15 protein-coding genes are annotated in these 17,625 nt (G+C 39.5%); 9 read left to right on the forward strand and 6 right to left on the reverse strand.

Annotated features, from left to right (window positions below; genetic code table 11):
- Positions 1-81: 81 nt before the first annotated feature.
- Together AN486_RS04505 and map are read left to right on the forward strand one after the other, a co-directional pair.
- Positions 82-1,080, forward strand: a complete 999-nt coding sequence (locus tag AN486_RS04505) for a Gfo/Idh/MocA family oxidoreductase (protein WP_290599450.1) — start codon at positions 82-84, stop codon at positions 1,078-1,080.
- Between the two features lie 11 nt (positions 1,081-1,091).
- Positions 1,092-1,862: a type I methionyl aminopeptidase gene (map, locus tag AN486_RS04510; protein WP_168635951.1), complete on the forward strand. Its 771-nt coding sequence runs from the start codon at positions 1,092-1,094 to the stop codon at positions 1,860-1,862.
- 146 nt (positions 1,863-2,008) lie between these two features.
- Here the strand turns inward: map and AN486_RS04515 are convergent, their stop codons facing one another.
- From AN486_RS04515 to AN486_RS04525, 3 genes are all read right to left on the reverse strand, one after another.
- Complete coding sequence (locus tag AN486_RS04515; RefSeq protein ID WP_290599451.1) at positions 2,009-2,434, reverse strand: protease inhibitor I42 family protein; 426 nt, start codon at positions 2,432-2,434, stop codon at positions 2,009-2,011.
- Positions 2,435-2,718: 284 nt separating this feature from the next.
- The gene (locus AN486_RS04520; RefSeq protein ID WP_290599452.1) at positions 2,719-3,906 is read right to left on the reverse strand and encodes a C1 family peptidase; all 1,188 of its coding nucleotides are present in this window, start codon (positions 3,904-3,906) and stop codon (positions 2,719-2,721) included.
- A gap of 921 nt (positions 3,907-4,827) precedes the next feature.
- The gene (locus AN486_RS04525) at positions 4,828-6,141 is read right to left on the reverse strand and encodes a pentapeptide repeat-containing protein (RefSeq protein ID WP_039204852.1); all 1,314 of its coding nucleotides are present in this window, start codon (positions 6,139-6,141) and stop codon (positions 4,828-4,830) included.
- A 480-nt stretch (positions 6,142-6,621) separates the two neighbouring features.
- Between AN486_RS04525 and AN486_RS04530 the strand changes: the two genes are divergently transcribed.
- The 4 genes from AN486_RS04530 to AN486_RS04545 all read left to right on the forward strand — a co-directional run bounded on the left by AN486_RS04530 (position 6,622) and on the right by AN486_RS04545 (position 10,010).
- On the forward strand, positions 6,622-7,365 hold the full coding sequence (locus AN486_RS04530) for a tetratricopeptide repeat protein (protein WP_053541019.1): 744 nt from the start codon (positions 6,622-6,624) through the stop codon (positions 7,363-7,365).
- A gap of 365 nt (positions 7,366-7,730) precedes the next feature.
- Positions 7,731-8,435, forward strand: a complete 705-nt coding sequence (locus AN486_RS04535; protein WP_290599453.1) for a 16S rRNA (uracil(1498)-N(3))-methyltransferase — start codon at positions 7,731-7,733, stop codon at positions 8,433-8,435.
- On the forward strand, positions 8,432-9,049 hold the full coding sequence (locus AN486_RS04540) for a TIGR04282 family arsenosugar biosynthesis glycosyltransferase (RefSeq protein WP_290599454.1): 618 nt from the start codon (positions 8,432-8,434) through the stop codon (positions 9,047-9,049). The genes AN486_RS04535 and AN486_RS04540 overlap by 4 nt, the downstream gene beginning before the upstream one ends.
- 196 nt (positions 9,050-9,245) lie before the next feature.
- Positions 9,246-10,010 (forward strand): WecB/TagA/CpsF family glycosyltransferase, encoded by a 765-nt coding sequence (locus tag AN486_RS04545; protein WP_168635947.1) that lies wholly within the window; start codon positions 9,246-9,248, stop codon positions 10,008-10,010.
- Between the two features lie 301 nt (positions 10,011-10,311).
- On the opposite strand, the gene menH is transcribed toward AN486_RS04545, so the two are convergent.
- Both menH and AN486_RS04555 read right to left on the reverse strand, forming a co-directional pair.
- The gene (gene menH / locus AN486_RS04550) at positions 10,312-11,127 is read right to left on the reverse strand and encodes a 2-succinyl-6-hydroxy-2,4-cyclohexadiene-1-carboxylate synthase (RefSeq protein ID WP_053541015.1); all 816 of its coding nucleotides are present in this window, start codon (positions 11,125-11,127) and stop codon (positions 10,312-10,314) included.
- Entirely contained in the window at positions 11,124-11,507 is a 384-nt protein-coding gene (locus tag AN486_RS04555) for a metal-sensitive transcriptional regulator (protein ID WP_053541406.1), read from the reverse strand. The genes menH and AN486_RS04555 overlap by 4 nt, the downstream gene beginning before the upstream one ends.
- 253 nt (positions 11,508-11,760) lie before the next feature.
- Here AN486_RS04555 and AN486_RS04560 point away from each other — a divergent pair, with 253 nt between their 5' ends.
- The gene (locus AN486_RS04560) at positions 11,761-12,972 is read left to right on the forward strand and encodes an HhoA/HhoB/HtrA family serine endopeptidase (protein WP_053541014.1); all 1,212 of its coding nucleotides are present in this window, start codon (positions 11,761-11,763) and stop codon (positions 12,970-12,972) included.
- A 488-nt stretch (positions 12,973-13,460) separates the two neighbouring features.
- Here the strand turns inward: AN486_RS04560 and AN486_RS04565 are convergent, their stop codons facing one another.
- Positions 13,461-14,723 (reverse strand): mechanosensitive ion channel family protein, encoded by a 1,263-nt coding sequence (locus tag AN486_RS04565; protein ID WP_027402898.1) that lies wholly within the window; start codon positions 14,721-14,723, stop codon positions 13,461-13,463.
- Between the two features lie 198 nt (positions 14,724-14,921).
- Between AN486_RS04565 and AN486_RS04570 the strand changes: the two genes are divergently transcribed.
- Positions 14,922-15,731, forward strand: coding sequence for a hypothetical protein (locus AN486_RS04570; RefSeq protein ID WP_053541013.1), 810 nt, complete (start codon positions 14,922-14,924; stop codon positions 15,729-15,731).
- Between the two features lie 451 nt (positions 15,732-16,182).
- Positions 16,183-17,460 carry an adenosylhomocysteinase gene (ahcY, locus tag AN486_RS04575; protein WP_290599455.1) on the forward strand — a complete coding sequence of 426 codons (1,278 nt, stop codon included), beginning with the start codon at positions 16,183-16,185 and terminating at the stop codon, positions 17,458-17,460.
- Positions 17,461-17,625: the final 165 nt, after the last annotated feature.

Here is a 17,625-nt window from a genome sequence, read left to right on the forward strand (position 1 = left end):
TATTAGATATTTCCTGATGGTGGCTTATTGATAAAATACCAATGGCATTAAACCGAAACATTGAAAACTGGTGATAAATTCATGGACAATAACGAACTACCTTTATGTACACACAGTCTCAGAGTCGGTTTAGTGGGAACAGGCTATGCGGCTAAACTCAGGGCTGAGGCGTTATTACAAGATCCTCGAACTGATTTAATGGCCATAACTGGCAATCCTGAAAGAACAGCGGTTTTAGCCCAAGAATACGCAACTGAAGCGATGGATTCTTGGCAACAGCTAGTAGAACGAGACGATTTAGATATGGTGGTGATCTGCACCATTAATCAAGATCATGGTAAAATTGCTCATGCTGCCCTATCTAGCGGTAAACACGTCATTGTTGAATATCCTTTGTCTGTAGATGTCAAAGAAGCTGAAGAACTGATTGCTTTAGCAAAAACAGTCAACAAGCTTCTGCACGTCGAACACATTGAATTATTGGGTGGTTGGCATCAAACTTTAAAACAATACCTAGACCAAATTGGTGATTTGTTTTATATTCGCTATAGTACCATGAATCCCCAGCATCCAGCCCCGCGCAAGTGGACTTATAATCATGGGATGTTTGGCTTTCCCCTAATTGGGGCATTATCTCGGTTACATCGTCTGATTGATTTGTTCGGTGAAGTCTTCACTGTCAATTGTCACCAACGATATTGGCAAACTGAGTCTGATTATTACCAAACCTGTTTATGTTCAGCCCAATTATGCTTTGACAGTGGATTATTGGCACAGGTAATTTATGGTAAGGGGGAAACTTTGTGGCAATCAGAACGCAAATTAGAAGTTCAAGGTGAAAAAGGGGAAATAATTCTCGATGGTGATACCGGAATGTTAGTCTTAGCAGAAGGAACAAAGTTGATTGAAGTGGGAACGCGACGGGGTTTATTTGCCAAAGATACAACTATGGTATTAGACCATCTATTTGATGGTAGTCCCTTATATATCACCCCAGAACAAAGCTTATATGCTCTCAAGGTAGCAGATGCTGCACACAGAGCAGCAACAACTGGATTAACTATATTTTTAAAAGAGTAGATAGAAAATTGATGAAAATCGAAACCATAGTCATTTTATCCCAACGAGAAATCGAAAAAATGCGCCGTGCTGGCAGCTTGGCCGCCAAGTTATTACAACATTTAGAACCTTTGGTTAAACCGGGAGTTAGCACTCTACAATTGAATGATGAAGCGGAAAGATGGACTCAAAAGCATGGAGCAAAAAGCGCTCCTTTAGGTTATAAAGGTTATCCTAAGTCTATTTGTACCAGTGTGAATGAGGTGATTTGTCATGGTATTCCCAATGCTAAACAAATTCTCAAGGATGGGGACATTATTAATATAGATGTTACGCCTATTGTTGAAGGTTATCATGGTGATACATCAAAAACATTTCTAGTGGGTAATCCTTCCCCCACAGCCCAAAAGTTAGTGGAAGTAACTCAAGAGTGTCTGCGGTTGGGAATTGCAGAGGTTAAACCAGGGGCAAAAATTGGAGATATTGGGGCAGCAATTCAAGAGTATGCGGAGTCTTTCGGCTTTTCTGTGGTGCGGGATTTTGTGGGACATGGAATTAGTAATATTTTCCATACTGCACCAGATGTTCCCCATTATGGCATTAGGGGTAGAGGGAAGAAACTGAGAGCCGGGATGGTGTTTACCATTGAACCGATGATTAATGAAGGAACTCATGAAGCCCAAATGCTTGGAGATGGTTGGACTGCGGTAACAAGCGATCGCCTCCTGTCTGCTCAATTTGAGCATACCATTGCTGTCACCGAAGATGGCGTAGAAATTCTGACTTTACCAGACAACTCATAATTTCTCCAACACAAAATACTATGGGGGCTTAATATGCAGGTGATAGAAAAAGTAAATCCACATTCACAAGATAAAGTTATTGAGAGTATTATTAATCTCGTCAAAGTAGAATAGTCCATTGGCAGATGTGCGAAATTCCTTAAATATCATCCACGAATTTTGACGTTAATTTGATAGGTTTTTAAGGGCGGCAGATTTCTTTCCCAGGGACGTAAATAATGGAGTTCTAGCACTGCTAAACCCGAATTTTGGGCTAAAAAATGGAAAACTTGATTTTCAGATGCTCCTGGGGCTTCTGTCTCTAATGGCTTTAATACTGAATCTCCCAAAGGTTTGAGTTTGTCAGGGTCATTTTTAATAATTTGCCAACTATAGCCTGTTCCTGGATTAGTTAACAATTCAACAATCATCATATTACCTTTTTGAATAATAATCTGACTGTTATTGTTAGCATCATTGACAGTGATTTCTGATTTAGACATAGGAGGATTAGCCGTATTACTAACTTGAAAAATAATAGTCAAGGTAGTTAACAGAGAAATAATTAAAAAAACTCGCTTTGTAAGGGACATACAGCACTTTCTGATGTTAGGAGTGATTTTTTTTCATCTCGTTCCCAGTCTCTGACTGGGAACGAATTCTAGAAGGCTCTGCCTTCAATGATATTATACTCCGCAAGGGAATAAATTGAGCTTTTGCTTAAAGGTAATATATGGATGTAAAAACGCAAGTTATTACCTTTTCAAGTATAGAGGCAGAGCCTCATCAACCGCATTCCTAGTCAGAGACTAGGAACGAGATGTGGTAGAGATTTGAGCTTAAGTTGACACCAATGGGTTAGCTAAAGTCAAAACAATTATTGAGAGATGTTTTTGGAATTAACTTTAATTAATTCTGGATTGATTTTTAAAGGAGTGATTTTTTTCAAAAAGTCAGGAGAAAGCTTGTAGAAATTGCTTCTAGCTTGAGTCCAAGCTGCGCCATAACCAATGCTATTGCTGTTATAGCCAATCCACATATAACCATTATCACCCCAACCTGTACCCCAAGAATTCTTGATTAACCAAGCTTGTTTTTGATCATCCCAACCAATGAGGGTGACACCATGATTAATAGGACCATTTGCTTGCTCGTTAAATACGCCGCTAACATAACCTTGGAAAGCCGGAGTAACCCGCACTGCAACTGTTAAGGGTCCATATTTACACATAGCCTGTTTCATTTCTGCAACTGTGGGAATACCGCCGTTGGGTTTAACATATCCCCAGGCTATGGAACGGTAGGGAGTGTCTACGCTGGGATTGTAGGGATTGTTGGTGGCGGTGTAGGGTACTGTGGCTTCGGTGGCTGTGCCTTTGTTAATGAGGAAATCAAATGCTTTGGACCACCAACCCCCACCACAACTACCTGCACCACCCCAGTTAATAATTTGCTGTTCGGAAGCATCAGCAGCGGAGTTATTGCGAATGAGGTTATTCCCTTCGTACGCTCCCAAGGTAGCAAATGCCCAACAACTACCGCAACCTCCTTGGTTACGAACTGGGGTAACTTTATTTAAATTCCGCCAGTCAAAGGATTTGGCTGAGGCAAAACAGCCATTACGTTTAATTAATTGTAATTCAGGGATTACGCCGGGATTGATACGTTCAAATTTCTCACGTTCGGCTGAATCAAGATTTAAGATTTGTGCTGCAACGGCGTTTTGGATGTTAGCCTGTGTTGGTAAATCATCTGGTGCTTGGGTGGCGGCTAGTTGCTCTAGTTTATAATCTAAGGCTGTGGTGTAACCTACCTGAAAGGTGAGGTTTTTTGACTGGATATCCCGGCGTAATTCTAGTAGTTGATTTTTAATGATTAAGGGAGCTTTTTGTTCGCGCTCAAGATAAAGGGGATTGATTTTGATTTGCGATAAATTTTTATCTACAGTTTGAGATGCGGGGATTCTTATTTGGGTTTTAATTGGTTGAGCAAGAGCTATGTTTTGGAAGATTCCTAAACTCAATAAAGCCGCAGTAGATATTTGCAGAAATTTAGAATTTCTCATCAAGTTAAATACTCCTTAAACTTGTTAGTTCAGTTTTAGTTCTGTTTTTTAAAGATTTTTTTACCCATTACCCATAGGTATTGCTGTTGACTTGTGGTTTATAGGTTTAGTTCCAAGATTTTTGAATATTAAGAATTGTCAATTTCCTGTTAGATAGGTCAAAGACAAAGTTTGAGGAATTACGCAACTGATACATTGGAAGGGTGCGTCAGACTACATAAATCCTGCAAATAAACAGATTTTTGGTGTGGCACTTGCGTAAGTTGTAAGGTTATAACTATACAATTAAAGTTCAAGTAAGGCTATACTTGTTATAGTCTTAGGGACTTCCAAGAAATAAATTACCCTAATAAACGAACCACAGAGGCACAGAGGACACGGAGGAAGAAGAAATTAATCATTTTTGTCAAAGTCACTCGATTCGCAAGTTGTCTTTATTTGGTTCAGTATTAAGAGATGATTTTACAAAAGAGAGGATATCCAGATAGTTGAAACTGTTCCCTGTTCCCTGTTCTCTGCCCTCACAGACAACTTTTTCAGCAAACCCTAAATAGGCAGATAGATTTAAGAACATCAGCCGATTTAAGTCGTTATTTTCGTGAGCAAGTCTTAATAGAAGCAATGGTTATTTATGAGCAAAATTGATGATTTAACTCGGCTAAAACACATCAAAGATTGGGCAAGGGAAGCGTTATATGGCTCTACCGGATCTACCGTTCCCTTTATGTAAAACAATATTTATTGTAGGTTTGGTTGAGGGACTGAGGGACGTTTACGAAGTGTGGCGATAGCTTGCGTGGCGACGTAGGAGCCATAGCCATAACCCAACACCTCCTACTATCCTCTCGCTAATGTTGGGTTTCATGCTTCAAGTCAACCTACGAAAATTAAATTAATGGTCAATTGCCTCTTTCCTAAATTTTATCTTCCCAATTTGTTAGGAATCCCTTGACAACCACCGGGAATTGTCTGTCTGGTTTTTTCTCCACACCAAGTACAGCAATAGTGACGGGTAGATTCGGACATTCTTTGGGCGTTGGTGAAGTCGGCATTTTCGATAACTGCGCCGGTGTGTTCTCCTGTTTCGTAGTTGGGTGGTTCGCTGCGACTGCGGGGGGATGCCTGTTCAGGTAAACCATAAAATAGGCGCACTCCATTTAAATCGGCGTTGCTCAAATTGGCATCATATAAGATTGTGCGGGCAAGGTTGGCTTTGACTAAATCGCAATTACTCAGATTAGCACGAATGAGGTTAGCTTCACTTAAATCTGTCCAGCGTAAATCATTGTCGGCTAAATCTGCACCTGCTAACATGACACCTAAATCAATGACGCGCACTCCTTCTAAAAGATCTTCGGCATAACCACCACTACCATCTAGAATAGCTCTTCCTAGTCGGCGATCGCGCTGGAGGGGAGAGAGTAATTTGGAACGGGAGAGAAATCGCAGAATTTTGGCTTTACCACTGCCATCTACACTACTAAATATAGCGGCGGTGCGTCCTTCAGCGATCGCTCTTTCTTGTGGCCAATCTTCTAATAATCCTTCTTCATCTAATACTAGGTCAGAAATTCCTTGAAAGTAGGAATCTATGGTTTGCTGTTGGGTAATAATGTTTTGCTGTACAGTTAGCAGGTTTTGTTGAATGGTGAGGTCTTTAGAAATTACATATTGTCGCCATGCTACATAAACGGCGATGATAGCAATGGCAATTTGTCCCAATGCTCCAAACCATTCTGCTAAAGTCCCAGAAGCATCCCAGTTAACTCTTTTTCCCCAACTCAATAAACCACTACCCAAATTAGTAAATCTGAATAAGCCAATTATTGCTACTATTACTCCTATTAAGCCAATGAATACATTTCTATCTTGGGGTGAAAACCATTCTTGAATGATATTTTGCAGCCAGGGGAACAGGATTAACAGTGATAAAATCAAGGTTGCTAAAGTTCCCACAATCCCCAGAAATGAGTTATTAATGACAATACTAATGATAGTTGTGGCGATCGCCAAACTGGTAAATAATAAAATTCTTGGGGTAATAGCAGTTTGCAAACTGGAGTTACTTTCCACAAGAAACGTAGCCCCTTTGCTCATGTTCGCCTTGAATGCAGATTGTCCAAATATTTGTTTTTTTCCTAATCCTTCTGTTAGTAATGAGTGATCACTACCATCAGTTGCTAATTCATCTGCTTGATTTATTTCTGAGTTGGATGAGTCAGGTTCAATACTCATATTTTTAGTTTCCTCCCATCGTCTCATTATCAATTTAATTGCTGTCAAAACACTTGTATTCACAGTATTATATAATCTTTATCCTCAATCTCAGATCAATCTGGATAATTGATCACAGATAAATACGGGTAATTATGATTCTGTGCGGTTGTAAATCAATTTTTTTGTCTCCACAAGCAACAAGCACGTAATTTTACCACAAATCATTTAGAATTTTTATGTGGGATGATTCTTTTTTTTGGCAACTCACCAAATGACTCCGCCACAACAGCTATAAATAAGATCCCCGACTTCTCTAAGAAGTCGGGGATCTGACTCTGGCAGATATGGTATAATATTCATACTTTATGAAAACCTTATCCAAATCTTCATCTTGAGTTTACATAAATAAAAAACAATTAGTAATGATTAGTTGATTTCGATACGACTTAGAAGTTTCCATCAGTTTTAGGATAATTATATGATTTTTGTAGGTGCAACATGGTAGTTTGGCGAAAATTAATTGCCTCTAGTTTAATTAGTTTTCTGGCGATTGGCTGTAGTGATTTGGCAAATTCTTCTCCAGATAATACTCAACAAGTTGCCCAGGAAAGCAATGTTAATCAACTAATTACAGAGGTGCAAGATAGTCAAAAAGCCAAAAATTTATTACTACAAGGTAATGGTTTGTTGGATACCCATCGTTATCAAGAAGCTTTAAATGTATATAATCAGGTCATAGCTATTAAAGCTGATAGTGCGGAGACTTGGGTAAATCGTGGTAATGCTTTAATTGCTTTGCAACAGTATCCAGAAGCGGTATTATCTTATGATAAGGCGATCGCTATTCGTCCAAATAAAGATGAGGCTTGGTATAATCGTGGTAATGCTTTAACGGCTTTAGGAAATTATGAAGAAGCTGTTAAATCATACAATGAAGCGATCGCTATTCACTCGAATAAACATGAAGCTTGGATTAACCGAGGCATTGCTCTGACTAAATTACAACGCTACAAAGAAGCTTTGGCATCTTACAATCAAGCAATTACTATTCAACCCAATTTGCACCAAGCATATTATAACAAGGCTTGTAATTATGCCTTGCAAAATAATCTCGAACTAGCAATTGATAACCTCAAAAAAGCTATTCAACTTGTACCCAAAAAATATCAAGATTTAGCGAAAACCGACCCAGATTTTGCTAAAATTCGCGGTGAACAGCGGTTTCAAGCATTATTACATTGACACTCTCCGGTCTAAAGACCTATACTCAAAACGGCTAGAAGCTGGACTTTTTTATCATACAAAGAACAAGGTTCAAAGCCTTTCCCTAACCCTCTCCTAAGAAGAGAGGAAAAAGGAATAACATTTAATACTGGAGAGATTTACCAGAGGGGGTTCATATTTGGTTAAACTTATGAACCGTTTGCAGTATATCACCTTCCCAGATTTAAGGGACTTCCAAATAAAAAAACACTCAGCTACCTAACGCAAAAAATCTCTCAAACCCTCATTCCTCCGTGTCCTCTGTGCCTCTGTGGTTCGTTTATTAGGGTAATTTATTTCTTGGAAGTCCCTAAGACTATTCTTACTTTCTGACTCCTCCTAATATGTCCCAACTTCAACGCATTACTGTTCATCCCCAACAACTTCAAGCTAACAAACTTGTATTAACACCTCAACAACAACATTATTTGCTGCGGGTATTGCGCTTGCGAGATAGTGATAAATTTATTGTGATGGATGGTATGGGGAAATGGTGGTTAGCGCAGTTACAAGGGGAACAAGGAGAGATTTTAGAACCGCTGGAGGTAAAAACTGAATTACCTGTGGCTATTACCTTGATGATGGCATTACCCAAAGGCAATGGATTTGATGAAATTGTCCGGTGTTGTACTGAGTTAGGGGTAACTTGTATTGCACCTATTTTGAGCGATCGCACCCTATTAAATCCCAGCCCCCAAAAACTAGAACGTTGGCAGCGTATAGCCTCAGAAGCCGCTGAACAGTCAGAACGGGCTGTAGTTCCCACCATCCTCCAACCAGTAGCTTTCAACACTGCCATCAAAGAAAATATTGCCACTCATCGTTATATCTGTGAAGCTCGTGGAGATTATCCTCATTTACAGCAGATAATCAATAAAACTGCAAATGAGATCATTATTGCCATTGGCCCAGAAGGAGGTTGGACAAATCAAGAAATAGAAATAGCCAAAGAATCAGGATTTCAGCCCATTTCCTTGGGTCGTCGGATTCTTCGCGCAGTCACCGCACCCATAGTTGCCATATCTTTAATAGCCGCAAATTTTGAATGATATCTTGGAAACCATCAAAACAACACCTGATTATTTTTACCCGCTACCCAGAACCTGGGGCAACAAAAACCCGGTTAATACCTGCTTTGGGTGAAGTTGGTGCTGCTAACTTGCACAAACAAATGACCGAACATACTATTTTTCAGGTCAAAGAACTGCAAAGGACCACCAGAGTATCCGTAGAAGTGCGGTTTACAGGTGGTAATTTGGAAAAAATGCAAAATTGGTTAGGAAATGATTTAAAATATCAATCTCAGGGCGAAGGAGATTTGGGAGCAAAAATGGAGCGATCGCTCATCAATGCGTTTAATCAAAAAGCAGAACGAGTCATCATCATTGGTACAGACTGCCCTGATCTAAACTCGCAAATTTTAACAACCGCCTTCGAGGAATTAAAAGTTTGTAATCTTGTCCTGGGTCCTGCCCTAGACGGTGGTTATTATTTAATTGGGTTACAACAACCAATAGCAGAATTATTTACAAATATTTCCTGGGGAACCGCTCAAGTATTTGTAAAAACAGTAGAAATTGCCCAGAAGTTAAACTTATCAATGAGCTATCTGCAAACTTTAGCGGATATTGATCGTCCAGAGGATCTTAACCCCACTTTCTGATGTTATGAGGTACACTTTCCTATCGCAAAACCTGTAGGGGCGCAGGGTCTGCGCCCTCCACTGTATTTCATGAAACCGAGAATTGCTGTAACACCTAAACTGTTTTACTTGACAAATTCTTGTCATTCATTCAGGGAAAAACTTGATACACTAATCTTTATCAAACATTCTCCTAAATTCTGATTTTAAAAAAACTATGTTTAAATTCCCGCAAGCATTACCCGTACTAGGCTTACCAGTGCATATAATGAATAATTATCCAAACTGGTTATTAGATTGCTTAAAAGCAGGTCAAGGGACTCATGTCGTCACCCTCAATGCCGAAATGACTATGCAAGCAGAGCGCAATCTCCCATTAGCAAAAATCATTAAAAATGCTGAATTAGTTATTCCCGACGGCGCAGGAGTAGTTCTCTATTTACAATATTTATTAGGACAAAAAGTGCAACGGTTTCCCGGAATTGAATTAGCAGAAAGCCTTTTACAAATAATAGATCAAGAACAAACATCTGCTTCAATATTTTTCTATGGAGGCGCACCAGGAATAGCCGAAAAAGCAGCAGATTTATGGCAAAAACAACTTCCCACTCTCAAAATATCCGGCACACATTCTGGTTATCATTCCCCAGCAGAAGAACAACAGTTATTGCAAACTCTGACTCAACTACAGCCACAAGTAATATTTGTTGGTTTGGGAGTACCACGTCAAGAATTATGGATTGCTGAACACCGTCATTTGTGTCCTCACTCCATTTGGGTAGGTGTTGGTGGTAGTTTTGATATTTGGTCAGGTGGAAAAACTCGCGCCCCCCGTTGGTTAGCAAATAATAACTTAGAATGGCTATATAGACTATATCAAGAACCTTGGCGCTGGCAACGAATGTTAGCCTTACCAGAGTTCGTTTACAAATCCTTGATTTATCGTTGGACTAGGAAAGATGTTAATCGTTGGGAGTTCTGAGTGCAACGGTAATAGGGTTCTTTTTAGGAACTACGGTCAGAAACGGTAAGTTCTACCGAGATTGTCTGTGGAGCGGGCAAACAAGATTGGAAGTCATTCTAAGACCGCGATGAAGCAGGAAATAAACACTAAGATTATCGCTGTCCAGATGTGTCTAGACTTTGGTAATTTTGGGTAAGTTTTATAGAACGGAAACAGTTCGCAACGTAGGGGCGCAGGGTCTGCGCCCAGAATTCGGTAACAACAACAATGAGAAATCTGTAATGTACCAAATTATTGATAATGGTGCGTTACGCTGTCGCTAACACACCCTACTAAAAAATTTTTGCATATTTTGCACAAATGCTACAGTGTTTTCTAGATGAATATTATGTGCAATTTGATCAATTATTTGTAATTTAACAAAGTTACATTTTTTGGTAACTTCCATATTAATTTTCATAAATTTTTCATCTTCCTCACCAACTAATAATAATAGAGGAATAGTATTTTTAGGTAGAAATTCCCATAAACTAGGTTGAGAACCTGTTCCCATAAATTGCAGTGATTTAACTAAATTTAGCGGATTATTTGCTAATCTACTGGCTATCATAGATTGGTATTGTGGATGATTTTTAATATCCCCAAAAATTGGCTGTTGATACCAATTATGGAGAAAGTAATCAAAATCATCTTTATTTGTCATTCTCGTTAATTTTTTGGCTATTTGAGCATCACTTTTAATTCTAGCCAACCTTGCGGTTTCTGTGGCTAAACCAGGAGAAGCAGATTCTAGGATAACTTTAATAAATCTTTGGGGAAAATACAGAGTCAGATATAAGGCTAATCTTCCTCCCATTGAGTAACCAATTAAATAACACTGGTCAATTTTTAATTGATCTAATAATTGGATAATCGCTGCGGCTGTAGATGCCATTGTATAACATTCATCATCTAAAACATGAGTTTTGCCATGTCCCGGTAAATCAATGGTAAGATGGGAAAAATCATCAACTAGTAGTTTTATGGCTTGATCAAATTCATAAATATTCCCCATGAAGCCATGTAAAAACAGAATTATTGGTTTGTTTGGTTGATGATTTAAAGAATAGTGAAATTGATATTTATGGATAATCAAGGCAAAAATCTATCTAAAGCGGCTTTTAATTGTTCAATTTCTGATTCTATATTACCTGCTTGAGCGGCTCTACCAATACATTCAGTTAAATGTTCGTCTAGGACAATTCGTGCTACTTTATCTAATGCTCCTCGCACGGCGGCAATTTGTAATAATACATCAGGACATGGCGTATTTTGTTGTACCATTGTCTTGATTCCGCGAACGTGACCTTCTATACGTGATAGTCGGTTAATAATCCGCCGTAAGGACTCTTCACTGTGGACATGAGGATGAACAGAATCAATGTGTGTATGATCCGTATGACTGTGATTGTGGATATGTTCGCCTGGTTCTGATACAGGTGAGGAGTTGTTTGTGATGGGGGTTGCTCCATTCATGAGTTGTTCTATGAATATTGGTTTTGGCATTTTGGCTCTAATCAATATTTTAGCCTAGAGAGATAGGAATTTTGTATGTTGTTTAACTGCTGCTACTGAATTAGTGACAGATGGGAAATATTCATGTTTGAGCCAAGATTTGGCAAAATCCCCGAAACTTAAATGTGAGTGAAAATGTCAATAAACTAGAATGAGATGTAGATAGATTTATCAAGAAACAGCAAAAACTAGGCTTGTAGATTAGGTTGTGATTATGCGATTTTTTCAAATGCCCCGGTCTATTAGACAACTCAGTACCCATGTGTTAGCGATTTTTATGGGAGTGGTCTTGACTGTCACTTCCCTGCGGGTGTTACCTTCAGCAGCAGAACCGGGTCCAAATCCTGTCACTGAGTCATTCACACAAGTTGCTCAAAAACCATCTCCTGCTACTGCTGTCATTGGTAGTCACAGTTTTGTGACAGCAGCGGTGAATCGTGTGGGTGCGGCAGTGGTGAGAATTGATACTGAACGAACGATTACTCGCCGAAATGATCCGATGATGGAAGATCCATTTTTTCGGCGGTTTTTTGGTGATAGCTTTCCCCAACAATCACCGACGGAACAATTACGGGGTTTAGGTTCTGGTTTTATTCTTGACAAAAGCGGCGTAATTCTCACTAATGCTCACGTAGTTGATAAGGCTGATAAGGTTACAGTCCGTCTAAAAGATGGTCGCACTTTTGAGGGTAAGGTGAAAGGCATTGATGAAGTTACGGATTTGGCTGTAGTTAAGATTAATGCTGGTAAAGATTTACCTGTTGCCCCTTTGGGTGCTTCTAATAATGTTCAGGTGGGAGATTGGGCGATCGCGGTGGGTAATCCGTTAGGATTTGATAATACTGTTACCTTGGGGATTGTCAGCACCCTAAAACGTTCGAGCGCTCAAGTAGGAATCAGTGATAAACGGTTAGATTTCATCCAGACTGACGCAGCTATTAACCCCGGTAACTCTGGTGGACCATTATTAAATGGTTTAGGCGAAGTGATTGGAATTAATACCGCAATTCGCGCCGATGCGATGGGGATTGGGTTTGCAATTCCTATTGATAAGGCTAAGGCGATCGCTGTACAATTGCAACGAGATGGCAGAGTTGTTCACCCATACTTAGGTGTGCAAATGGTGACATTAACACCGGAATTAGCAAAACAAAATAACAATGATCCTAATTCCATGTTTGCAATTCCTGAAGTTAAAGGAGTTTTAGTCATGCGAGTTGTCCCTAATTCTCCGGCTGCAACTGCGGGTATCCGTCGCGGTGATGTGATTGTACAGATTGATAGTAAAGAAATTACTAGTGCTGAACAGTTACAAGGTGTAGTGGAAGACAGTACCCTTGGTCAAGCGTTGCAGATAAAAGTGCAAAGAGGGAATCAGACACAGATGCTTTCCGTCCGCACCGCTGAGTTGAAAGACCTTTCTTAGTTAGTTTTGAGTATGGGGGTATGCTTCATTCAATGGTGTCAACTTATACTCAATACGGCTTAATTATTTGATTCTGCGGGTAGGGGTAAAGCAAGAGCTTCATTGGTGTCAACTTAACATAAAACATTTATCCCCCAAAGAACTCAAGTCATCTCATTCCCAGTCTCTGACTGGGAATGAATTCTAGAAGGCTCTGCCTTCAATGATATTAGAGGCAGAGCCTCATTAACTGCATTCCTAGTCAGAGACTAGTAGTCTGTCAACCCGAAAATGACGGGTGAAGGCAAGCAGGGGGAGAAGAGAGGCAGGGGGGGTAGGGGAGGGAAGAACAGAAGTTTTTTCCGATCATTACCCGTCAAAATAAATTTGACGAACTACTAGGAACGAGATGATGATAGCGTAGCGTGGCCTTAGCTATATTCCCAGTCTCATAGCAAAAGTTTTCTTTTGATGACTGAATAACTAGAAAATTTTTGAACTTGTTTAGGCTAAAATTCAGTAACCCAATTGGCTTGTTGGGGTACGGGAATATAAATTCCGGCTGCGTCTAAGGAAATTTTGAGACGACGACGGTATTCTCTGGCTACAGTCCATTGCTTGAGGGGCTGAGTTTTGATTAAGACGCGAATCATGATACCGCGATCGCTAAAATGTTCGACTCCTAAAACATTCGGCTTTTCCAGAATTTGATGTTGCCATTCGGGATCTTGACTCATCTCCAAACCCACATTTTCAATTAATTGTAAAGCTTTGTCTACATCAGCTTGATAAGAAATCGGAATACTTAAATCAGCCCGTGACCAGCGGCTGGAGAGATTAGCTACAATCTTGACTTCACTATTGGGAATGGTAATTAAACGCCCTTCTGAATCTCGAACTTGAGTCATTCGTAGATTCAACTTTTCCACCAAACCGCCCACAGTGCCGACGGTAATCATATCACCCAGAGCATATTGATCTTCAAAAATAATTAGAAAGCCGTTAATTGCGTCTTTGATTAAGTTTTGGGAAGCGAGAGATATAGCCACACCGACCAAACCGGCACCAGCCAGAAGAGGAACAATATTTATTCCCAAGGCAATTAAGGACATTAAAATTCCCGCACCTACCCAAATAATGGTGGTGATACTTTTAGTGACACCGGAAAATGTGGATATTCTCAATTGTAGACGTTCGGAAGTTTCTGGAGTTAGTAATGCTCCACCACTAATGATGGTAGAGGTAAAATGATCGATGATAGCATAAGTAAACCGGACTATGACATACGTTCCCACACCAACAATAATTAATTTGATGGGAATTTTGGCAATGGTGAGAATCCCAATTTGTAAGGCTTGGGTAGCAGGAAATAGTCCTAAAATAATTAAATTACCACTGACCCAAATTCCAGCTTGTGCAAGTTGAAATAGTCTGGTTTTAACTTCTTGAAGATGTTGCTGTTGTTGATTAATTAATTTGGTAATGGGTTGATCATCTAAGGAATTAGACTCAAATGATTTTAGTAAATTATTACTTAAACGTTTTTGGAAACGACGGACTCCCCAACTCATAATCATCATAGTGATGGTACTAGCAGTAGCAATACCAACTTGTTGGAAAAATTGAGTTTGCGTTTCTGGTTGTGGTTGGGTTAATGCTGTTTTGATAAATGCAGTTTTGTGTAAATTCTCTGGAGTTTGGGTTGTAGCTTTAGGTATAGGTGCAATAGATATGATCATTGAACCCGTAATAGCTAAAAATTGAACTAGCACTCAAATACCTCCTTGGGTAATTCGCAAGGTTGCTATAGTCTTATCAGAGAAGGATGAAAAAGCCAAAAGTTAGATCAGGTCTTAATCTTACTTATATTGAAGATAAAGGTAGTATCTACTAGCTAATAGGTATTTATGATAAAATATGGCTAATTAAATGTATAATATCTTAGAAATAATATTTTTGAAAAATTTCCTATGTCTCGACCATCTTTTGTGATTTTTGCCCAAAATTACCTTTCTGCACTACTTAGTAATTATGGTAATGTTTTCCTGAATGAACTTATTCCCCGCAACCCTAAATTAAGAGTCTATAAACATCCTTCTCGATTTGGTTGGGAACGTACATATATAGAAACACTCTTTACTAATAACCCTAATATATTAGTTAGTCCCGAAGTGGTGGCGGAAGCAAAAATAGTGGATGTATTGTTTGAACCTGATATTAATAAATCTAGGATATCCTTGGGATTATTGGGAGAACTTACTTCAACTCCCTGTATTATTCAACCTCTACGCTGGACACCAAACACGCAGGAAGTAAGAAACTGTATAAATCATTTTTTAACGTGGACAAGTGAAACTAATGGCGGGATTATTCCTGTAAATGAAACTTTAAAAGATATAGATCGGGAAAAATCGGAAGAGGATGATAATAAAACTCAATTGATCATCGTTCCCTCTATTTTTCCTGACCATTTTCAAGGATTTGGAATTAAATCATCTGCTGTGAATATTCCAGGTGTTTATAATTTACCTGCAATTTTTTCTACTACTATCGTTGTTACAAATGAACTACCTATAGATATTTCCACTCTCTGGTTGAGGATTTTAGGACGGGGAAAGACTCAAAGACAGGCGATAATAGAACTTTTTCACTCAGGTATTGATGATCCGCTTTATACTTTAGCTCGGCAACAGTTACAACAATGGTATCAATTTTTATTACAAGGTGATATTGGTAAAGAATCTCATCTGTTGATACAAACTTTGGCTTCATTAACTTAGAAAATACTCTCACCCCTGCACACTAGCAATTATCTGGCCGATATCCTGGGGAGTTGCACCAGTAGCTAACATTGCACGTATTAATAACTCAATGGAAACAGAATCATCTCCATTTTCAGCATTAGCAATTCTGGGTTGACTATCTTATGACTTACACAAAATATCTCTGAAACCCTCTTTTCTTCGTTTTCTTCGTTCCTTCGTGGTTTGTTCTCTCATGATTTGTACTTAACTTCTGAACTTATCCATGTAATAAAACTAGAGGTTTATCAGTTTTTTCCATATTTTTACTATATCAAATCTGATATATTTCGGCATATAATTGGCAAAATTACTTTTGCTGATAAATCGGGAATCAGTATTTACGAGAAAATATGGCTAGTTGTCAGAAAATATTGTTAAAGTACGTAAAGGTTTATAGACCTGTTTCATTTTTTAGAGGATAATTTTCATGATTGCAACAACTCCCATATTAAAGCACGAGGTTAAAGACCTCGCCCTCGCTCCCTTGGGAAGACAACGGATTGAATGGGCTGGAAGAGAAATGCCCGTATTGAAGCAAATCCGCGATCGCTTTGAGAAAGAAAAGCCCTTTGCTGGATTGCGTATTTCAGCTTGCGCCCACGTCACCACAGAAACTGCACATTTAGCGATCGCCCTCAAAGCCGGTGGTGCTGATGCAGTTTTAATTGCTAGTAACCCTTTATCAACTCAAGATGACGTAGCTGCAAGTCTTGTAGCTGATCATGGTATTGCCGTATTTGCTCAAAAAGGCGAAGATGCCGCTACCTATAGCCGTCACGTCCAAATAGCTTTAGATCACCGCCCCAACATCATTGTTGATGACGGTAGCGACGTGGTAGCAGAATTGGTTCAACACCGTCAAAACCAAATCGCTGATTTAATTGGTAGCACCGAAGAAACCACTACAGGTATCGTGCGGTTACGCGCCATGTTTAACGAAGGCGTTCTTACATTCCCTGCGATGAACGTCAACGACGCAGACACCAAGCACTTCTTTGATAACCGCTATGGTACTGGTCAATCTACCTTAGACGGGATTATTCGCGCTACAAATATTTTGTTAGCTGGTAAAACTGTTGTCGTTGTCGGTTATGGCTGGTGTGGTAAGGGAACAGCCCTCCGCGCCCGTGGTATGGGTGCAAATGTCATCGTTACCGAAATTGACCACATCAAGGCTATTGAAGCCGTTATGGATGGTTTCCGCGTGCTACCAATGGCAGAAGCAGCGCCTCACGGTGATATCTTCATTACTGTCACAGGTAACAAGCACGTCGTTCGGGGTGAACACTTCGATGTGATGAAAGACGGTGCGATCGTTTGTAACTCTGGTCACTTTGATTTGGAACTTGATTTGAAATACTTAGCTGCTAATGCTAAGGAAATCAAGGATGTCCGTCCTTTCACTGAAGAGTATAAATTGACAAATGGTAAATCCGTTGTTGTTCTCGGACAAGGACGTTTGATTAATTTGGCTGCTGCTGAAGGACACCCCAGCGCAGTTATGGATATGAGTTTTGCTAACCAAGCTTTGGCTGTTGAATACCTGGTGAAGCATAAGGGTAGTTTAGCTGCTGGTTTGCACTCTATTCCTAGAGATGTGGATGAAGAAATTGCTCGCTTGAAGTTGCAAGCTATGGGCATTTTCATTGATAGTTTGACAGCAGCGCAAATTGACTATACCAATTCTTGGATGTCTGGAACGTAAATCATTAATTAGTTGATTTTTTGGGGATAGGCTTTTGGGCTTATCCCTTTTTTTAACGAACCGCAGAGACGCAGAGAGCGCAGAGGGAGGATAGAATGAGAATTGGTTTGTTTAGATTACAAATATTTTTTGTCTGAATCAGGATACCCAGGATTAGAGGATTTA

Source organism: Anabaena sp. AL93 (assembly GCF_001672085.1).
GTDB classification, from domain to species: domain Bacteria; phylum Cyanobacteriota; class Cyanobacteriia; order Cyanobacteriales; family Nostocaceae; genus Dolichospermum; species Dolichospermum heterosporum.